This window comes from Desulfofundulus luciae (genome assembly GCF_030813795.1).
Classification (GTDB): domain Bacteria; phylum Bacillota; class Desulfotomaculia; order Desulfotomaculales; family Desulfovirgulaceae; genus Desulfofundulus; species Desulfofundulus luciae.
Window position 1 is genome coordinate 35,986 of record NZ_JAUSUX010000003.1, and the last position, 19,257, is coordinate 55,242.

General features: G+C 56.7%; 14 protein-coding genes and 1 tRNA gene. 12 read left to right on the forward strand and 3 right to left on the reverse strand.

Going from position 1 to position 19,257, the window contains the following annotated elements:
- The first annotated feature begins 1 nt into the window (after window position 1).
- The 4 genes from J2Z49_RS02610 to J2Z49_RS02625 all read left to right on the forward strand — a co-directional run bounded on the left by J2Z49_RS02610 (window position 2) and on the right by J2Z49_RS02625 (window position 3,910).
- A complete protein-coding gene (locus tag J2Z49_RS02610; RefSeq protein ID WP_307399596.1) occupies window positions 2-1,168 on the forward strand; it encodes an acyl-CoA dehydrogenase family protein in 1,167 nt (388 codons plus the stop codon).
- A gap of 20 nt (window positions 1,169-1,188) precedes the next feature.
- Window positions 1,189-2,040 carry a 3-hydroxybutyryl-CoA dehydrogenase gene (locus tag J2Z49_RS02615; RefSeq protein WP_307399795.1) on the forward strand — a complete coding sequence of 284 codons (852 nt, stop codon included), beginning with the start codon at window positions 1,189-1,191 and terminating at the stop codon, window positions 2,038-2,040.
- 11 nt (window positions 2,041-2,051) lie between these two features.
- The gene (locus J2Z49_RS02620; RefSeq protein WP_307399597.1) at window positions 2,052-3,674 is read left to right on the forward strand and encodes a long-chain fatty acid--CoA ligase; all 1,623 of its coding nucleotides are present in this window, start codon (window positions 2,052-2,054) and stop codon (window positions 3,672-3,674) included.
- 139 nt (window positions 3,675-3,813) lie between these two features.
- Window positions 3,814-3,910, forward strand: a tRNA-OTHER gene (locus J2Z49_RS02625).
- Between the two features lie 42 nt (window positions 3,911-3,952).
- Here the strand turns inward: J2Z49_RS02625 and arsC are convergent.
- The 3 genes from arsC to sfsA all read right to left on the reverse strand — a co-directional run bounded on the left by arsC (window position 3,953) and on the right by sfsA (window position 6,461).
- On the reverse strand, window positions 3,953-4,378 hold the full coding sequence (gene arsC, locus J2Z49_RS02630; protein WP_307399598.1) for an arsenate reductase (thioredoxin): 426 nt from the start codon (window positions 4,376-4,378) through the stop codon (window positions 3,953-3,955).
- 367 nt (window positions 4,379-4,745) lie between these two features.
- Complete coding sequence (locus tag J2Z49_RS02635) at window positions 4,746-5,627, reverse strand: DMT family transporter (RefSeq protein WP_307399600.1); 882 nt, start codon at window positions 5,625-5,627, stop codon at window positions 4,746-4,748.
- A gap of 132 nt (window positions 5,628-5,759) precedes the next feature.
- Complete coding sequence (gene sfsA, locus J2Z49_RS02640; protein ID WP_307399601.1) at window positions 5,760-6,461, reverse strand: DNA/RNA nuclease SfsA; 702 nt, start codon at window positions 6,459-6,461, stop codon at window positions 5,760-5,762.
- A gap of 545 nt (window positions 6,462-7,006) precedes the next feature.
- Between sfsA and J2Z49_RS02645 the strand changes: the two genes are divergently transcribed.
- From J2Z49_RS02645 to argJ, 8 genes are all read left to right on the forward strand, one after another.
- The gene (locus J2Z49_RS02645; protein WP_307399604.1) at window positions 7,007-8,431 is read left to right on the forward strand and encodes a Wadjet anti-phage system protein JetA family protein; all 1,425 of its coding nucleotides are present in this window, start codon (window positions 7,007-7,009) and stop codon (window positions 8,429-8,431) included.
- A gap of 15 nt (window positions 8,432-8,446) precedes the next feature.
- Window positions 8,447-9,073 carry a DUF4194 domain-containing protein gene (locus J2Z49_RS02650; protein WP_307399606.1) on the forward strand — a complete coding sequence of 209 codons (627 nt, stop codon included), beginning with the start codon at window positions 8,447-8,449 and terminating at the stop codon, window positions 9,071-9,073.
- A 411-nt stretch (window positions 9,074-9,484) separates the two neighbouring features.
- Entirely contained in the window at window positions 9,485-12,871 is a 3,387-nt protein-coding gene (locus J2Z49_RS02655) for an ATP-binding protein (protein ID WP_307399608.1), read from the forward strand.
- 5 nt (window positions 12,872-12,876) lie between these two features.
- A complete protein-coding gene (locus J2Z49_RS02660; protein ID WP_307399609.1) occupies window positions 12,877-14,169 on the forward strand; it encodes a Wadjet anti-phage system protein JetD domain-containing protein in 1,293 nt (430 codons plus the stop codon).
- Window positions 14,170-14,255: 86 nt separating this feature from the next.
- Window positions 14,256-14,597 carry a carboxymuconolactone decarboxylase family protein gene (locus J2Z49_RS02665; RefSeq protein WP_307399611.1) on the forward strand — a complete coding sequence of 114 codons (342 nt, stop codon included), beginning with the start codon at window positions 14,256-14,258 and terminating at the stop codon, window positions 14,595-14,597.
- A 389-nt stretch (window positions 14,598-14,986) separates the two neighbouring features.
- The gene (locus J2Z49_RS02670) at window positions 14,987-16,210 is read left to right on the forward strand and encodes an MFS transporter (protein WP_307399613.1); all 1,224 of its coding nucleotides are present in this window, start codon (window positions 14,987-14,989) and stop codon (window positions 16,208-16,210) included.
- A 321-nt stretch (window positions 16,211-16,531) separates the two neighbouring features.
- Entirely contained in the window at window positions 16,532-17,575 is a 1,044-nt protein-coding gene (gene argC, locus J2Z49_RS02675) for an N-acetyl-gamma-glutamyl-phosphate reductase (RefSeq protein ID WP_307399617.1), read from the forward strand.
- 423 nt (window positions 17,576-17,998) lie between these two features.
- Entirely contained in the window at window positions 17,999-19,213 is a 1,215-nt protein-coding gene (gene argJ, locus J2Z49_RS02680; RefSeq protein ID WP_307399619.1) for a bifunctional glutamate N-acetyltransferase/amino-acid acetyltransferase ArgJ, read from the forward strand.
- Window positions 19,214-19,257 lie beyond the last annotated feature (44 nt).

The window sequence follows — 19,257 nt, forward strand, 5'->3', positions numbered from 1 at the left end:
CGTGTTATATCAACTGACCGAAGAACTGGAGATGCTCCGCCAGGTGGTAAGGCGGATGGCCGAAGAAAAGGTGGCTTCCCGGGCCGCCGCCATAGATGAGGAAGATGCCTATCCCTGGGATTTGAAAGAGTTGTTTGCCGGGCAGGGACTTCTGGGGGCCGGGGTGCCGGAGGAATACGGCGGCACCGGGCAGGGCCTGCCGGCGGTGTGCCTGATTGTGGAGGAGATCGCCAGAGTTTCTGCATCCGCCTCTTTGATTGTGGCGGCCCAGGAACTGGGGTTGATGCCCATTTTGCTGGCTGGGACTGAGGTGCAAAAGGAAAAGTACCTTCCCTCCCTGGCATCGGGGGAGCGCATCTGTGCCTTTGCCCTTACCGAACCCAATGCCGGTTCTGACGCCGGTTCGATTAGAACCAGGGCTCGCCGTGAGGGGGACATGTACCTGCTTTCCGGGCAGAAATGCTTCATCACCAACGGCGGTATAGCCGATGTCTACACTGTTTTTGCCAGCACAGACCCGGGCCGGGGTTTGAAGGGCCTTTCAGCTTTCATTGTGGAAAAGGATTACCCCGGTTTTTCGATTGGTAAGAAGGAAAAGAAAATGGGGGTCAGGGGCTCTCCTACCACGGAGCTCATTTTTGAGGATTGCCCGGTGCCGGCAGCAAATCTACTGGGGAGGGAGGGGGATGGATTTAAGATTGCCATGATGACCCTGGACCGTACCCGCCCGGTAATCGGTGCCCAGGCAGTGGGCATTGCCCAGGGGGCCCTGGATTATGCCGTCAATTACACCCGGGAGCGGGTGCAGTTTGGCAGGCCAATTGCCTCTTTCCAGGGACTGCAATTCATGATGGCCGACATGGCCACCAAAGTGGAAGCAGCCCGCCAGTTGGTTTATAGAGCGGCCTTTTTCATCGAAAATGCCGCTGCGCTGGCAGCTTCTACCGGCGAAATCAGCCGGCTGTCGTCCATGAGCAAGCTTTTCGCTTCTGACGTGGCCATGCAGGTGACCGTGGATGCGGTGCAGCTTCTGGGGGGTTACGGCTACATGCGGGAGTACCCCCTGGAGCGCATGATGCGCGACGCCAAGATCACCCAGATATACGAAGGGACCAATCAGGTTCAGCGGCTGGTCATTGCCCGCAGTTTGCTGGAAGAAGAGAAATAGGGGGTAGCGGAGTGACGAAGATGAAAATTCAAACCATTGCCGTAATTGGTGCCGGTACCATGGGTGCCGGTATAGCCCAGGTAGCCGCCGTGGCCGGCTACCGGGTGATTTTATCCGATATCAGAGAAGAATTTGTGCAGGGCGGGTTGGCCCGTATCCGCTCCGGCCTGGAACGCCTGGCGGCCAGGGGGAAGCTGGAGGGACAGGATGTAGCGTCCATTATGGGAAGGCTTACTCCTGCCGTCGGGCTGGCCGGGGTAGAGAAGGCAGACCTGGTTTTTGAAGCCATTATCGAAAACATGGAGCAAAAGAAGGCTCTCTACCGGGAACTGGACGGCACCTGCCGCCCGGAAACCATCTTTTGTTCCAATACTTCGGGTCTTTCCATCACAGAGATGGCTTCCGTCACCCGCCGGGCAGACAAATTTATAGGAACCCATTTCTTTAATCCCGTGCCGGTCATGCAACTGGTGGAGATCATCCGCGGGGAAGAAACCAGCGATGAAACCTATAACATTGCCCGGGAAGTGTGTGAGCGGATGGGCAAAACCGTCATCACGGTTAAGGAAGCCCCCCTGTTTGTGGTCAACCGCATTCTGGTTCCCATGATCAACGAGGCTATCTTTGTGTTGCAGGAAGGCATCGCTTCGGCGGAGGACATCGACAGGGGGATGAAATTGGGTGCCAACCACCCAATTGGCCCGCTGGCTTTAGCGGACTTGATTGGGCTTGATGTGCTGCTGATGGTTATGGATACCCTTTACCAGGAAACCTGCGACTCCAAGTACCGCCCGGCGCCCCTTCTGAGAAAGCTGGTGCGGGCAGGACATCTGGGACGAAAAACCGGTAGAGGTTTCTATCAATATCAGTGAGGTGATGGCTTATGATGAAATATCCGCTTCTGGTTCGCACCATTTTAGAGCGCTCCCGCCAGTTATTCCCGAAAAAAGAAATAGTGTCCCGGGACTTTTCCGGTATTTTCCGCTACACCTACGGCGAATTTTACGAGCGCGTGTGCCGCCTGGCCAATGTACTGGAAAAACTGGGAGTAAAGCGGGGGGACCGGGTGGCCACCCTGGCCTGGAACAACCACCGCCACCTGGAATTGTACTTTGCCGTACCCTGTACCGGTGCGGTTTTGCACACGGTCAATTTACGCTTGTTTTCTGAGCAAATAGTCTATATCTTAAACCATGCCGGGGATAAATTGATCTTTATTGACGAAGACCTGGTGCCGATTATCGAGGGGATCAAAGAGCAAATTAAAACCATAGAGCTTTTTGTAATCATGACCGATAAGGAAAGTATTCCCGGTACTTCCTTGAGTCCGGTGTACTCTTATGAGGACCTGTTACGGGAAGCTCCCCCCGTTTATGATTTCCCCACCGATCTCGATGAGTGGTCCCCGGCGGCCATGTGCTACACCACTGCTACCACCGGTGATCCGAAAGGGGTTATGTACTCCCACCGGGCTCTGTACCTGCACAGCTTGATGTCGGGTATGGTGGATACCTTTGCGGTATCTGAAAAAGATGTGCTGATGCCGGTTGTACCCATGTTTCACGTCAATGCCTGGGGATTGCCCTTTACGGCCACACTGGTGGGGGCCAAGCAGGTACTGCCCGGGGTGCGTCCCGATCCCCGGACGCTGTGCAGCCTTATCGAGTCGGAACGCGTGACCGTTACTGCAGGTGTACCCACCATCTGGATGGAATGTTTCAAGCTGCTGGAGGACGGTTCCTACGATGTAAGCAGCTTGAACCGGATCCTGGCCGGTGGTTCGGCCATACCGCGGGTGTTTATTGAAGCGTATGAAAAGAAGCTGGGTATTAATGTAATGAATGTTTACGGCATGACGGAAACCACCCCCATTACCCTTGTGTCCCGTCCCAAGAGCTATATGCTTGACTGGCCCGAAGAACAACTTTACCAGGTGAGGGCGAAACAGGGCCTTTTTGTGCCGGGGATAGAAATGAGGGTGGTAGACGAAAACGGCAACAGCGTGCCCAGGGATGGGCGTGCTATGGGAGAGCTGCAATTCAGGGGGCCCTGGATAACCGGGGAATATTACAGGGACCCGGAGCGTACCGGGGACGCCCTGCGGGATGGGTGGTTCAGAACCCAGGACATTGTTACTGTTGATGAGGAAGGCTACGTGTATATCTGTGACCGGTCCAAGGATTTGATTAAGAGCGGTGGAGAATGGATTTCTTCGGTGGACCTGGAGAACACCATCATGGCTCATCCGGCTGTGGCGGAGGCAGTGGTCATTGCCATGCCCCATGAAAAATGGCAGGAAAGACCCCTGGCCTGTGTGGTGCTCAAGGAGGAGTTCCGGGGGAAGGTTACAGCGGAAGATATACTGAAATTCTTACGGGGGCGGGTGGCCAAATGGTGGCTGCCGGACCGGGTTGAGTTTGTCGATGAAATACCTAAAACCAGTGTCGGCAAGTTCAACAAAAAAGCTTTGAGGCATAAGTTTTTCCCTGAATATTATGGTGCCTGACGGGTCTGGCGGAAGAGCCTGCCGGTGGACGGCAGGCTTTTTCGTTATTTTTCATTCTTATCAAGACTCACCGGACTATAGAATAATTAAATAACCCGTATAGAAGGATTTTATGGGCCTGCGGTGAAAAATAAATAGCGGGGAGAGCGGGGCTGGTGCCTCCCGCGGGCTGCAAACCCGTCGGCCTGCCTGCAACCCAGGTGGGAGTCCGGTTCGATTCCGACCTCTCCCCTCCAGAACAATTTTTACCGGGTCAACGCATGGTGGGTGGCTTTCGGTCAGTCCTCTGCGGTGGCCAGCAGTTCGGCCACCCGTTTTTTTATTTCATCCCGGACGGCCCGGAATTTGGCCATGATTTCCTCTTCCGTGCCGGCGGCCCGGGCCGGGTCCTCCAGGGGCCAGTGGATGCGCTTGACCGTGGGCGGGGTGAGGGGGCAGCTTTCATAGGCGTCGCCGCACAGGGTAACCACCACATCGGCGGAATTAAGGATTTCCGGGTCGATGGCTTTGGATTTCTGTCCGGAAATGTCAACACCGGCTTCAGCCATTACTTGAACGGCCCGGGGGTTTACCCCGGCGGGAGCCGTTCCGGCGCTGTAAACATCCCATTTGTCCCCGGCCATGGTCCGGGCGAACCCTTCGGCCATCTGGCTGCGGCAGGAGTTGCCGGTGCACAAAAAAAGTACTCTCTTCTTCCTGGACAAAAGTTTTTCCCCCTTCTTTGCAACATTTTGTTTATATTATAACTTACTCATATACCCGCTATAAATTAACTTTTCGTTAAACGTCACTGAAGCATTGCCGTTTTGTTAAAGCAACTGCGCAACTAACGCCGTAATTCAGTAAACTTGGTTGGATGCGACCCAGCACTCACCCAAATATGACTCTCCTCCCGGTTTTCTACGTTTATTGACACATCAGGTTTTGGGAAAAGCTGCTATCCCAGTGAGTGCTGGGTCCTCGCTCACTCCAATGCTTCGCGTAAGATGCGTACCGCAGCTCGCTTGCTGAACATTCACCTGGCGCCATAACGTACCACCAGAAACTATCCAAACCTGAAACAATTCCGGCTCATGCCCTCCTTTGCAGGAATACGCCCGCCAGGACGGCCGCCCCTCCGATCATCTGCCAGGCCGTCAGGCTTTCGCCCAGCACCAGAAAACCCAGCACAGCCGTAGCCACCGGTTCAAAGGTACTGATAATGGCCGCCCGGGAGGCGCCGATTTCCTTTATCCCTCGCAAAAGGGCCGCCATGGCCAGGACGGTGGAAACAATGCCCAGTACCCCGATGGCCACCAGCGCTTCAGAGCTAAAGGACAGGTTCAACTGCCCCCGCATGAGAGCAAGCCCCCCTACGGCCAGGGCCAGAATGGTGGAAACATAGGCATTGTATACCGGAATTTGTATGGTGGCCAGCAGGCGGGTGGAACCCACCAGGAAAACCGCGTAGGTTAAGGCGGCGGTCAGGGATAGCACTACTCCCCGCATATCCAGGGAATTTACCGGTTGCCCCAGAATAACGGCACAGCCGGCAAGCGTAAGCAGAAGGGCCAGACCCTTTCGCCAGGTAAAAGGTTCTTTTAAAAAGAAAAAGGCCAGGATGGTGACCACCGTGGGGTAGAAATACAGAAATAAAATGGCCATTCCGGCCGGTATGTAGCGGAAAGCCTCGAAAAGGGCCATTACGGTGAGCGTTTGAGTTCCCAGGGAAAGAGCCGTTACCGCCAGCAACTGCCGGCGGGGCAGCCTGAAAGCATAACCTCCCGCCAGGATGAGCAGCCAGAAGATTGCGGCGGCCAGAATGTAACGCAGGGTGAGGGTGGTCATTACGGTGGCGCCGCCCCGGTAGGCGATTTTGGCCGCTACGGGCTCCACGCTAAGGCAAATGGTGGAAAATAGAACCAGTGCCACGCCCAGCCCCTGTCGCCCGGGCGTTTGTTTCTGCTTATACATTTTTTGTTTTATCCTCCATGGCCACTATTCTACTCTACCGTGAAGAAACCGCTAATCGGTCCGGTGGCCGCCCGGTTGAAAATAACCTTCCGGCTCACCATTATATCATAGCATGACAAGATCCCTTTCCATTTACAACAAAACGGGAATCTCCTTTTCCATGGTAACCGCTTCCCGGCTTACCCGGCAGCGGTAGGCCAGCACCCGCACCCCGCTTGCCGCGGCCCGCTGCAGTGCCCCGGCAAAAGCCGGGTCCTGCCGGTGGTGGGGGGAAAAGCAGCGGGCGTCTTCCCGCTGGGCCACAAAGAGAACCGCTCCCTGCACTCCCTCCCTGCAGGCGGCCGCCAGCTCCTCCAGGTGCTTTGTTCCCCTCAGGGAGGGGGCGTCAGGAAAAAGGGCCACTCCCTTTTCCACCAGGGTGACGGATTTCACTTCCAGCAAGCACCCGCCCGGCGGGCCGCTCAGATAAAAATCGAAACGGCTGTGGCCCCGGGCATATTCAGCCCGTACCGTTTCGTAAGTCGAAAAGGCCTCAAGCGCCCGTGCCTGCAGTGCCCGGCCCACCAGCCGGTTGGGCAGGGTGGCGTCCACCGATACCAGTATGCCCTCGTACTCCACCAGCAGCAGGCGGCAGGTGGTTTTATGGCCTTCGTTCCGGTGGCGGTTCACCCACACCCGGCGGCCGGTGACGAGCAATTCCGCCATGCGCCCGGAACTGGGCACGTGGGCCAGCTCTTGATTCCCCCTCACCAGCACCTCGGCTACAAAGCGGTTCAAGCGGCGGATGAAGGTGGCTTCTTCCAGTTGTGGAGGTAAATGCAGACTGCAAAGCATTGAAACCATGTTCCCCGATTTCTTGTATACATTATGTGAAATTGTTCAGTAAAACCGCTACCATCGGCACGGTGCCGCGTTGTCCAAAGCGAACGACTTGCGGAGCGCTGGTAACAGCACCCGGCAAAGCGAGGGTAACCGGACTGCGGCGCGAAACCAGCGGCACCGAAATGTTGCTTTAGAATAAGGTAACTTACTGAAACGCCAAAAAGATGACAGTAAGGTGCAACTGCCATGCCGCATTTGCAGCGCCGCTAGTCCAGTCCGAAGCGAGCCGCGGTGCTGTCAGCGCGGAGCACTGGAGTGAGCGTGGACAACGCGGCACCATAACGGGTCACTGAACATTTTATTTCTGCGGATAAACCCGGTTCCCTTCATTCCAATGTCCGGAAAGGTTGTCCACCGCTGAGGGCCGCAACGGTTCATGGGGAAAATTGATGGATATGGTTGTATTTCCCCCTGAAAAATTAGTACAATTAAGAGGAAATCTGCTGGCGATGCCGAACCACATCCAGTTAAAAAATTTCCCCGGGAGGGGTTTAGAAGTGAACCTTTTTGCCGTCATCCCGGAGCGGTTTTTTTCGGTCCTGGCCAGCCCCTTAAAGCAGGACTACGCGGCAATCCTGTTCCGCATTTACGACCAGTACCAGATGACCACCTTCGGGATGGAACGGGATGTGGTCATCGACCTAATTGTTGACTATATAGAGCAGAAGGACGGCTTTTTTGAACAGGCCCTGGCCGACGAGATCTGGGAGGAATCCCTGGATACGCCGGCCGGGCCCCGGGAAAGGGCCGCCTTTATCCTGCGCAAGCTGGAGGCCACAGGCTGGGTGGTCAGCGAGGTGTACAGCAATTACGTCCAGTACATCAGCCTGCCCGATTATGCCATAAAAATTCTGGATGTACTGGACAAGATCCGCCGCCACCGGCAGGTGGAATACCAGGGATATGTTTATGCCACCTACACCTTGCTCCATTCCGAGGAGGCCGACCGTCAGGGCAACCTGGCCCTGGAAAAGGCCTATGAGCAGACCGAGCAGCTGATCAACGGTTTGAAGTCCCTAAATCACAACATTAAGCGTTACATTGAGCGGGTCCTGGCGGAAAAGGAGCCCCGGGAGATTTTAAAGATTCATTTTCAAGACTACATGGAGGAAATTATCGACCGCAGCTACCACCGCCTGAAAACTTCGGACAACGTTTCCCGTTACCGTCCGAAGATTATTGCCCGTTTGAACCAGTGGTACAACGATGCGGCCTGGGTGGACCGGACGGCCGGTCTGGAAGTGCAGCGGGAACGTTTTCCGGATCTGCCCACGGCGCGGCAGGAGATTTACCGCCGTATTGACTACATCCGCCAAGCCTACATCGGCCTGGACGACCTGCTGGATGAAATCGACCGGCGCAATGCCCGCTATGCCAACGCTTCCTTCCAGCAGTTGAAGTACATCCTCAACAGCAGTAAGGACGTGGAAGGCCAGCTGATGGAAATTTTAAAGTTCCTGGCCGGGCTGCGTGCGCAGGAGGGCATGCGCCCGGACGACCTCCTTCCGGAAGAGCTGGGTCGCTTGTTCAGCCTCTTCACCCAGGGATTTCTGGACCGGGAATCCCTTTATACCGGTAGGGAGGCGGCCAGGCAGCACCAGCCCCGGGAAGTGCAGGAGCTGGAGGAAATTGACCCGGAGCGCCGCAGGGAGCGGCTGCGCTCCTTCCGGCAGCAACTGGAAAGGCGCATGACCCGGGAGAAGATCAACGCCTGGGTGATGGAAAAACTGGCCGGGCGGAAGGAGATCTGCGCCCGGGAGCTGGGCATCGAGGATGTGGAGGAATTTATCAAACTGATCTATGCTACGGCGTACGGGCGTTCGCGCCAGGTAGGTTACCGGGTGCACCGGGATGGGAGGCCCCGGGTATCTGCGGCCGGCGGCCGCTTTGAATTTAGAGATTTGCGTTTTGAAAGAAAATAAGGAAGGGCGAGCCGGATGGAACTGCTGGAACAGTGGAACCGCCTGCTTCCGGCGGAGCGGGAAGAATTTACCCGGGTGGTGAACAGGCTTCTCTCCTGCACATTCATCACCCGCAAGAACGAAGAAAACCGCCGGGATTACTACTTTATTGAACGGCACGAAGACCTCCTGCGGGCCTATTTGAAGCTGGGAGGCTGGAGCCTGGAAGGAGACCGGGCCTTTGGAGTCTACCGTGTTTTCAGCGATTTCGCCTATAACCGGCTGCGCCTGAAACTGGAAGAAAGCATTATCATCCTCATCCTGCGCCTCTGCTACGAAGAAAAACGCCGTCAAATCAACGTTACGGAAAACATAATGATTACCGTGCGGGAGATCCAGGACAAGTATGCGGCCCTGAAAATACGCAACCGGCCCATTGACAAAAAGACCCTGCGGGAAACCATGGGCCTGCTCAAGCGTTTCAACGTCCTGCGGGTGCTGGACGGGGAGGTTACCGATCCCGACTGCCGCCTGGAGGTGTTTCCCACCATTCTCTTCGCCCTGCGGGTGGAGGACATCCGGCAGGTGTACGAGAAGCTGGATACCTACCGCCGGGCCGGGGCGGAGGAAGAGCGGGAAGAGGAAAACGGAAATATGCAGTAGAACCGTTGCAGGAAGGATGCGGCGCTGTCCGGAGCGAACGACTTGCGAAGCGCCGGTAACAGCACCCGGCGAAGCCAGGTTGCCGGCTCGGCTCTCGAGGACGCATGATAAGCTGTCTGGAAGAAAACTTTTTAAGACATATTGTTTCAAGAGTCACAACGAAGAATGATTAGTGGCGGGCAATCCGCAGAGAGCCAGAGCCGGCCTGAAGCGAGCCGCGGTGCTGTCGGCGCGAAGCACTGGAGTGAGCGGGGACCCAGCACTCACCGGGATACTGGCTCTTCCCAAAACAGGATGTGTCAATTAAACCTGAAGCACGGGAGCAAAGTCATATTTGGGTGAGTGCTGGGCCGTATCCAGCCAGGTTCACTGAGTATTTAACAGGAAACCGGTGCTGAGGAGCTGGTGTAATTGAAAGAATTAACCGGCATCAGGTTGATCAACTGGCACTATTTTACCAACGAAACCATACGCATCCGGGGCAGCACCCTGATCACCGGGGACAACGGCAGCGGCAAATCCACCATTCTGGACGCCATCCAGTACGTGCTGGTGGCCGACCTGCGGCGGGTTAAATTTAACATTTCCGCCTTTGACGAGACCAGGCGGGATTTGCTGGGTTACGTGCGCTGCAAGACCGGGCGGGACAGCGAGAGCGGCCGCAAGTACGAGCGCCAGGGCGACGTTACTTCCTATGTGGTCCTGGAATTCTACGATACCTCCAGGAAAAACTACTTCCTTTTGGGGGCGGTCATTGACTCCTACGCCGATGACGTGACCTATGAAAGCCGTTTTTTCAAAATCGAGGACTGCCGCCTGGACGACAGCCTTTTTTTAGCGGGCAAGCACCCCCGCAATATCCGGGAGTTCCGGGCCGCGGTGAGGGACCGCAGGGCCACCATTTATCCCACAGTGGAAAAATACCAGGCCGATTTGCTCCACAAGCTGGGTTCCCTGGGGGACCGGTTCTTTACCCTTTTCGTAAAGGCCATCTCCTTTAAGCCGATAACGGACATCCGCCAGTTTGTTTACTCCTACGTGCTGGAAGAGAAGCAAATAAATATTGACATCATGCGGGAGAACCTCCAGCGCTACAAGGAGTACAGCGACCTGGCGGCCCAGACCAGGGAGAAAATAGCCGTTCTGGAAAATATCCAGGAAAAATACCGGGAGATCCAGCGGGACCGGGAAAGGGCCCTGATCCAGGATTACGTGATCCTGCGGGCCAACCGGGACGGGGTGGCGGCCAGCCTGCAGGCCAATCTGGAACAGGCCCGGGCCCTGGAAGAAGAGCTGGCCCGGTTGAGCCAGGCTCTGGACGGGGCCAGGGAACGGTTGAAACGCTGCCGGGAGGAGGAGCGGTCCTACCGGGACGCCCTGGCGGCCAATACCACCTGGCAACTGGTGGAGCGTTTGAAAGGTGAGATCCGCACCCTCAAGGAACGGGTGAAGGAACTGTCCCGCGCTTGCAGCCTGGTAGCTGAAACCGCCCGGGAAGAATGCCGGGTGCTGGCGCAACTCCTGGACGAGGCGGGGGAAGATTTGCTTTTACCGGCTGAGCGCAGTATACTCGCGGAGCTGGTGGACGGGCTCCAGGGGCTGGCCGCGGCCGGTGGCGGGCAGGTTGGGGAGGGGCAGCCCCTGCCGCCCGGTGACGGGGAATCCCTCGATGCCCTGGGCCGGTTGATTGACCGGGGCCGGGAAACCCTGGGGAAGGTACGGGAAAGGGTGCAGGAACAGGCCTGGGAAATCCGGCGCAAGCTGAAGGAGCTGGATCAGGAGGAGCAGACCCTGCAGCAGGAACTGGCCAGCCTGCGCAACAAGAAGCATATTTACGACCGCAAGGTGACCGACCTGCGGGATCTGATCCGGGAGAAATTCCGCGCCGTGAAAGGCATTGACGTGGAGCCCAGGGTGCTCTGCGAGCTTCTGGAAGTTCCCGACGAGAAGTGGCAGGACGCGGTGGAGGGCTGGCTCAACACCCGGCGCTTCGACCTGATTGTGGAGCCGGAACATTTTGATTATGCCCTTTCCGTATATGAAAAACACAAAAAGGAACGGCGCATCTCAGGGGTGGGCCTGGTCAATACCGGCCGGGTGTTGAAGTACTTGAACCGCATTGAACCCAACTCCCTGGCCTGCGAGGTGCGCTCCCAGAACCGCTACGCCCTGGCCTACGTCCACCAGCTTATGGGCGACCTGATCAAGTGTGAAAATGAACAGGAACTGAAAAATTACCGCCGGGCCATTACCCCGACCTGCATGACCTACAGCAATCATACCGCTCGGCAGATTAAATTTGAAGTTTACGAAACTCCCTTTATCGGTGAACGGGCCTATGCCCGCCAGATTGCCCGCAAAGAAGCCCGCCTGCAGGAGATTGCCGCGGCGCGGAAGGAATTGCTCCCCCGGTTGGAGAGGCTGGAAAGGCTGGGCCAAAAGACAAGCGGCCGGGACGAGCACTACATTTTCCTGAAAGAGCGCCGGGGGACGTGGCTGGAACTGGCCGCGTTATGGCAGGATCTGTCCGCCAGGGAACGGGAACTGGCCGGGGTGGATACTTCAGGCATTGACGCCCTGCAGCAAAAGCTGGATCAACTGGAACTGGAAATGGACGCCCTGAACGGCCGGATTGAGAAATATAACCGGCGGCAGGGAGAATTACTGACCACCCTGGAACAGAAGAGAACGGAACGGGTGACCCTGGAAGACGAGCATGCCCGGCTGGAAGAGGAGTTCCGGCAGTTTTGCTCCTTGAACCCCCGTGTTGTGCCCGAGGGGGAAAGGCGTTACGCCAGGGAGATCCGGCGCCATTCGCCCCAGGAGGTGGCGGCCAACTTCGCCCACAACCGCAAGAGCGTGGAAACGCTTATTCTTAACAAGGAAAAGGCCCTGGAACTCCTCAAGGCCGAATATAACAATAAGTACCAGTTCGGCGGGCGAATAGAAGCGGATGAGAATGACGAGTGGGTACAGGAGTATAAGAAACTGGTGGAAAGCGAGCTGCCCGCATATGAGGAAAAAATCAACCAGGCCAAAAGGGAAGCCGAGGAGGAGTTCAAGGAGCACTTCATCTACAAGCTGCGGGAGAACATTCAAAATGCCCGCAATGAATTTGACTTCTTGAACGAAGCTTTAAAGGATATTTCCTTTGGCGGAGATAAATACCGTTTTCTGGTATATCCTTCCGAAAGGCACCGCAAGTTCTACCAGATGCTGGAGGATACGGAAATGGTGGAGGGAGGCGTCTCCCTTTTTGACAGTGTTTTTCAGCAGCGGCACCGGGAGGCCCTGGACGAGCTGTTTGATAAAATCATCAACCTGCCGCCCAGGTACCTGCCCGAAAGCATTGCGGAATACACCGATTACCGCAGTTTTCTGGATTATGATATCAAAATTACCCATGCCAACGGTGAAACCTCTACCTTCAGCAGGGTCTGCCGGGAAAAGTCTGGTGGCGAGACCCAGACTCCCTATTACGTGGCCATTGTGGCTTCCTTTGCCCAGCTCTACCGGGCCAAGACCAACCGGGACAGCATCCGGTTGATGCTCTTTGACGAGGCCTTCAACCGGATGGATATCGACCGCATGGAAAATTCCCTGCGCTTTATCAATGAGATGGGCATGCAGGCCATCATCGCCGCCCCTACCGACAAGTGCGAGTTTATCAGCCCCCACGTGCCCACCACCCTCCTGGTGATGCGCGACGGGAAAAACAGCTGGATAGAGGATTACAAGCAGTTTAAGGAAGCGGTTGGCGAAAGCCGGATTGAGGCGGCGGAAAGGGCGGCGGGTTGATGGCCATGGACTACGAACGCTATATTCTGGAGTCCCTGCTGGACAAGTATGAGCGAAGCGCCCTGGCCAGGGGCAAAGGGGGCAACCGGCGCATCTGGCTTCATTTCAACCAGCGTACCATGCCCCGCTATTTTGACGATACCACAGCCCGGTATAAGGAAGAGATCAATGGGGCCGCCCTGGCTTTAGAGCGCCGGGGGTTAATTGAGATTCGCTGGGTCAAGTTTGAGGAAAACAATCTCATCGAGAAAGTGGCCTTAAATACTGGCCGCCTGGACGAGGCCTACGCCCGGCTGAAACGGCGTCCCAGGGCGGAGCAATTCCAGGAACTGGCCCGCCTGGCCAGGCACTATGCCCGGGGGGCGGCCCCCTGGGCGCAGGAATTCTTCCATACTGTTGCCCGGCGGCTGGAAGAAGGGGAAAGCCAGCCCTACCTGAATCCCGCGGACCGGGATCATGCGGAGCAGCTTTTCATGGTCATTCGTGAGATCAGCCTTTTGCAGGAAGAGATACCCAGGCGGGTTTTCAGCCTGCGGGTGCTGGGCAACAGCAAGGCTTTTAACAATCTGGCTCCAGCTGTGGCCCGAATTGTCCGGGATTTCCACCCGGGCTGGGGGAAAGACGGCGGGGGAAAAGAGACCACCCTTACTGCCGCAGAGGTCAATCAGGTTCTGGCCGAACTGGGGGTTGTGGACAACCCCCAGCACATTTTCATCAGCGGCGGCCTGGAATTTGCAGTTGAAGGCCGTACCCTGCGGGTGGGAGATTTTTCCCCGGACCTGGGGTTGCCGGCGGAAATGGTGGACCGGTTGACGGTCAAAAATGTTGCCGCCGATTACATTGTCACCATAGAAAACCTGACCCCCTTTTACCAGTTCGTTAAGACCTGCCGGGACCAATTTCTGGCCATATACCTGGGGGGTTATCATAACGCGGTTCGCCGGCGGTTTCTAAGTAAACTGCGGGAATATCTGGCCGGTACCGGCCGGGCGGTGCCGTTTTACCACTGGGGCGACATTGACTACGGGGGGTTTTCCATCTTTGTCCACCTGCAGAAGCGCTGCCTGCCCGGGCTGAAGCCCCTGTACATGGATGTGCCCACCCTGGAACGATACCGCCGGTTTGCTTCGCCCTTTACCCCCGCATACGGCCGGCGCCTCCGTTCTCTGCTGGAAGACCCGGATTACCGCATCTTCCACCCCGTGATTCTAAACATGCTCCAGGAGGGCCTGCGCCTGGAACAGGAGTGTGTGGAGCCGCCGCTGTCCCTCTATGAACCGGGAGAGCGAAAGGTATAAAATTACCGGGTTGGAAGGAAACTTTAGCTAAGGAGTCGAATAGGTATAAAAAATTTTAAGGTATAAATATTAAAGAGGTGAAAATTATGGACGTACAAAAAACGCTGGAAAACTTTAACCAGGGTGTGGGCAAGCTGGCCAAAGAGTTGCCCAGGGTCATGAAGGGATTCCGGGATTTGCACGAAGCCGTCATCAGCGACGGAGCCCTCAGCGCCAAACAGAAGGAGTTGATCGCCGTAGGCATTGGCGTGGCCATAAGGTGCCACTACTGCATCGCCGTCCATGTGGCAAAGGCCCTGGAGCTGGGCGCCACCCGGGAAGAAATTATGGAAGCCGTTGGCGTGGCCGTATTGATGGGCGGCGGGCCGGCGGCTGCATACGCCACGGAAGCCCTGCAGGTGCTGGACTCCCTGGCGGGAAAAAGTTAGGGATGTTCCCTGCCCTGCTTGCAGGCAGCATACCTGTTCTTGACAGGATTTATTTGTTGAAATATACATAAATTTTTTTCTTTCCCGGCATAGTTGCTGCCCGTCTTTTTAAGGACGGCAGTTTTTTTGTGCCCCCAAAAGCTCCCGAAAAACGGTAAAAAGAATTGATGATTAACATGTTAACTTTTTATTTGCTGCCTTTTTGACATTGCCACAAAAGGAGGGGGAGGAGTAAGATTAGATTTAATGATGTTGTCGTCAAATTAAAGCCCTGCGAAGGGCGGTTGTGTTAAATGGGGGTGGAATATTTGTCCGTATCAAAAATGGAAGCAACAAGTAGCGCAGTACCGGCGGGAAAGGCGGCAAAACAGCGAAGGCCGATTGCGGGTGTGCTCTTGCTTTTATCCTGGGGCCACCTGGTCACCGACATGGCCCAGGGTGCCTTACCCGCTTTGCTGCCGGTATTAAAACAGGCCTTTGCCCTTACCTATGCCCAGACCAGTCTTTTAGTGCTTGTGTCCAACGTGGCTTCATCGGTTATCCAGCCTGTTTTCGGTTATTTTGCCGACCGGCGGCCGGCCCGCTGGCTTTTGCCGCTGGGTTGCCTGGTGGCCGGGTTGGGCCTGGCTGCTACCGGCCGTCTGCCCTGGTTTTCCCTTCTCCTGCTGGCGGTGGCCATCTCCAGCCTGGGTGTGGCGGCCTACCACCCGGAGGGCTCCCGGGCGGCCAACCTGGCCAGCGGCGTACGCAAGGGAAGCGGTATGGCCGTGTTTTCCGTGGGCGGGAACCTGGGTTTTGGCCTGGGCTCCCTGTTCATGGCCTGGCTTTTGACCCTGGGCGGGCCGAAGGCCACGGTTTATTTCGTTTTGCCCGGCCTGGTTACCGCCGGCCTGCTGGTATTTTGCTGGCCGCGCCTCAATTCCCTGCGGGAAGAAGGGGTAAGGCAGGCTTTTAGAGGCCCTGCAGATGGAAAAGAAAGAAGCGGGGCGGCCATTTCAGGGAAGAACCGGCCTTCCACGCAAACTGCCGGTGTGGAATGGAAAAAGGGAACCCTGCCGGCCTTTACCCTGCTCCTCGTTTATATCATTTTCCGTTCCTGGCTGCATGCCGGTCTTTATACCTATCTGCCCCTGTATTACACCGATTACTTACACGGCAATGCCCACCTGGCCGGGTACTTTGTTTCCGTCTTTCTGCTGGCCGGGGCCTTCGGTACCCTGTTGGGCGGTCCTTTAACCGACGTCCTGGGAGCCCCCCGGGTGATGGCCGGTTCCATGGCCCTGCTCATCCCGCTGATCTATTTATTCCTCCATGCCGGCGGCGGCCTGGCCGCCCTGGTGCTGCTGGCCTTTATAGGCGCGGCCCTGATCAGCACCTTTTCGACCACCATCGTCCTCGGGCAGCAGCTCATGCCCCACCGCAAGGGGCTGGCCAGCGGTTTCACCATTGGCTTTGGCGTGGGTACGGGCGGCGTGGGAGTAACCCTGCTGGGGGTACTGGCCGACCACCTGGGCGTACCGGCCGTATTTCACGCCCTGAACCTCCTGGCGGTGGCGGGGCTCGCGCTGGCTTTGTTCCTCATCCGGCGTTTCCCGAGGGGCGCTGAAAGTTGACTTCTTTGTTTCCATTGAGCTGGCCACCTTCCGGGAAGGTGGTTTTTTCATGCCCGGAGCAAGGCTTGACTGACAAAGCTGCAAGCCCGTACCCCATCTAACACTGATCCCGGTAAAAAATTGGCTATAATTACTACAGGGAATTTTGCGCGCCTTTGCAGAAATGAAATTGATCCAGCCGGGTAATTTTTATCTTGTCTTTGAGATTGTATTTTTATACAATCAATTGTATAATTATAAAGCATTCCCTTATAGAAAGGAGTCTTAAAGGGTGACCTGGAGCCCCGGCCCTTCGGGCTGCCCGGGTTGCACCGGACGGTTATGGTTATTAAAGCAAGCATTATCGGGGCCACCGGTTATGCCGGTGCCGAACTGGTCAGGTTGTTAAGCGCCCACCCCCAGGTGGAACTGGTGGGGCTGACCACCCAGAGTTATGCTGGCAAAGCCTTCTGGGAGGTTTACCCCCACCTTTACGGGTATGTGGACCTGGTCTGTGAAGAACAGGATTTGCCGGCCCTGGTGGCCAGAAGCGACGTTATATTTACGGCCCTGCCCCACGGCCATGCCATGGCCGTGGCCCGGGAAGTTATTGGTGAGGGAAAAGCCCTGGTGGATCTGGGAGCGGATTTCCGCCTCCGCGACCCTGTAGTTTACCAGGACTGGTATAAGGTCGAACACACAGCCGCGGAGCTGTTGCCCCGGGCGGTGTACGGCTTGCCGGAGATCCACCGGGACGAAATCCGTTCCGCCCGGCTGGTGGCCAATCCAGGTTGTTATCCCACCAGCGTGATTCTTGCCCTGGCTCCCCTGTTAAAAGAAGGCCTGGTCGAAACCGGCTCCATTATCATTGACGCCAAATCGGGTGTTTCGGGAGCCGGGCGGGGATTATCCTTAAACACCCATTACTGCGAGGTTAACGAGAGCATCAAGGCTTACGGGGTGGCCGTGCACCGCCACACCCCTGAGATCGAGCAGGAATTAAGCGCCCTGGCCGGCAAAAAGGTGCTGGTTTCCTTCACTCCCCACCTGACGCCCATGACCCGGGGTATTTTAAGCACCATCTACGCCCGGCTGACCCGGCTGAAGAGCACGGAGGAAGTTTTGGCCCTCTACCGGGAATTTTACCGGCAGGAGAAGTTTGTCCGGGTCTTGCCCGCCGGCATGCTGCCGGCGACCAAAATGGTGGCCGGGTCCAACCACTGTGACATAGGCCTGGTGGTAGACCGGCGTACCGGCAGGGTGGTAATCATTTCCGCCATCGATAACCTGATCAAAGGAGCCGCCGGCCAGGCGGTCCAGAATATGAATATAATGTTCGGGCTGGCGGAGGATACGGGGCTTTACGGTCCGGGGGTATATCCGTAGAAATATGTAAAATATCTTTCCGGTTAATATTCAGTAGAACCGTTATGACAAGGATGCGGCACTGTTCGGAGCGAATGACTTGCGAAGCGCCGGTAACAGCACCCGGCGAAGCGAGGCTGCCGGCTCGGCTCTCGAGGACGCATGATGAACTAGCCGGAAGGAGACTTTTTAAGACATATTATTTCAACAGGTAACAACGAAGAATGATTAGTGGCGGGCAATCCGCAGAGAGCCAGAGCCGGCCCGAAGCAAGCCGCGGTGCTGTCGGCGCGAAGCACTGGAGTGAGCGGGGACAGTGCCGCATCCAACCAGGTTCACTGAATATTTACGCTTTCTGCTTGCATATGAAGCGAGTAATCTAATGTTGAGTCCGGTCCGAACCCGGACAGTTTAACGACGTAGTGGATAAGGAGGAATGCTGGCTTGGCCAGAACATGGGAAGAAAAAAGCGGCGGTGTCACTGCCCCGCAGGGTTTTCTGGCCGCGGGAGTGGCTGCCGGGGTGAAGTACAAAGGGAGACGGGATATTGCCTTAATTTTTTCCGAGGTTCCGGCCCGGGCTGCCGGGGTGTTCACCACCAACCTGGTGAAGGGTGCCCCGGTGCTGGTTACCATGGAGCGCATTTCCAGGGGGCGCGCCCGGGCGGTGGTGGTGAACAGCGGCAATGCCAATACCTGCAACGGCGAGCAGGGTATCCGGGATGCCCGGGCCATGGCGCAGGAAACGGCCCGGGTATTGAATATTCCCGAGGAGGATGTCCTGGTGGCCTCAACCGGGGTCATCGGCCAGCCCATGCCCATGGACCGCATTTTGCCGGGTATTGCCGCCGCGGCCCGGGAGTTGAGCTCCGGTGGGGGCGCGGCCGCCGCCGAGGCCATTATGACCACCGATACCGAGCCTAAGGAAACCGCACTTTCCATTACCTTAAGCGGGCACACGGTAACCATCGGGGGTATGGCCAAGGGTTCCGGGATGATCCATCCCAGCATGGCCACCATGCTCTGCTTTATTACCACCGATGCGGCTGTATCCGCACCCTGCCTGCAGGAAATGCTGCGTCATGCGGTGGACCGCAGCTTTAATATGATCAGTGTGGATGGGGATACCAGCACCAATGACATGGTCCTGGTCCTGGCCAACGGCCGGGCCGGCAACCCGGAAATTACCGCCGAAAACGAAGATTATCACCTGCTGCGGGACGCCCTCACCGAGGTATGCACCCGGCTGGCCCGGGCGGTGGCCAGGGATGGCGAAGGGGCCACAAAGCTGCTGGAAGTGAAGGTGATCAATGCGGCAAGCGAGAAAGATGCCCGCCTGGCCGCCCGGGCGGTGGTGGCTTCCAACCTGGTCAAGGCGGCCATATACGGCCAGGATGCCAACTGGGGGCGTATTATCTGCGCTGCGGGCTACTCGGGTGCGCACTTTGATCCCGACCGGGTGGATATATACCTGGGTGATATAATGGTGGCCAGGGATGGAGTGGCTTTGCCCTTTGACGAGGAAGCAGCCTCGTCCATGCTGGCGGGCCGTGAGGTGCGGGTGCTGGTGGATTTAAAGTCGGGAGAATATGAGGCCACGGCCTGGGGCTGCGATCTGACCGGCGAATATGTGAACATTAACGCCAGCTACCGGACATAGCGGCTGTTATCCCGTGTTTTTATTGAGTATTTACCGGTTTTTAA

Bases quoted from the DNA above. Each gene is read 5' to 3' on its own strand.
- J2Z49_RS02615 (WP_307399795.1), top strand. From the start codon at position 1,189: ATGAAAATTCAAACCATTGCCGTAATTGGTGCCGGTACCATGGGTGCC.
- J2Z49_RS02635 (WP_307399600.1), bottom strand. From the start codon at position 5,627: ATGTATAAGCAGAAACAAACGCCCGGGCGACAGGGGCTGGGCGTGGCA.
- J2Z49_RS02620 (WP_307399597.1), top strand. From the start codon at position 2,052: ATGATGAAATATCCGCTTCTGGTTCGCACCATTTTAGAGCGCTCCCGC.
- argC (WP_307399617.1), top strand. From the start codon at position 16,532: ATGGTTATTAAAGCAAGCATTATCGGGGCCACCGGTTATGCCGGTGCC.
- J2Z49_RS02660 (WP_307399609.1), top strand. From the start codon at position 12,877: ATGGACTACGAACGCTATATTCTGGAGTCCCTGCTGGACAAGTATGAG.
- sfsA (WP_307399601.1), bottom strand. From the start codon at position 6,461: ATGCTTTGCAGTCTGCATTTACCTCCACAACTGGAAGAAGCCACCTTC.
- J2Z49_RS02665 (WP_307399611.1), top strand. From the start codon at position 14,256: ATGGACGTACAAAAAACGCTGGAAAACTTTAACCAGGGTGTGGGCAAG.
- J2Z49_RS02650 (WP_307399606.1), top strand. From the start codon at position 8,447: ATGGAACTGCTGGAACAGTGGAACCGCCTGCTTCCGGCGGAGCGGGAA.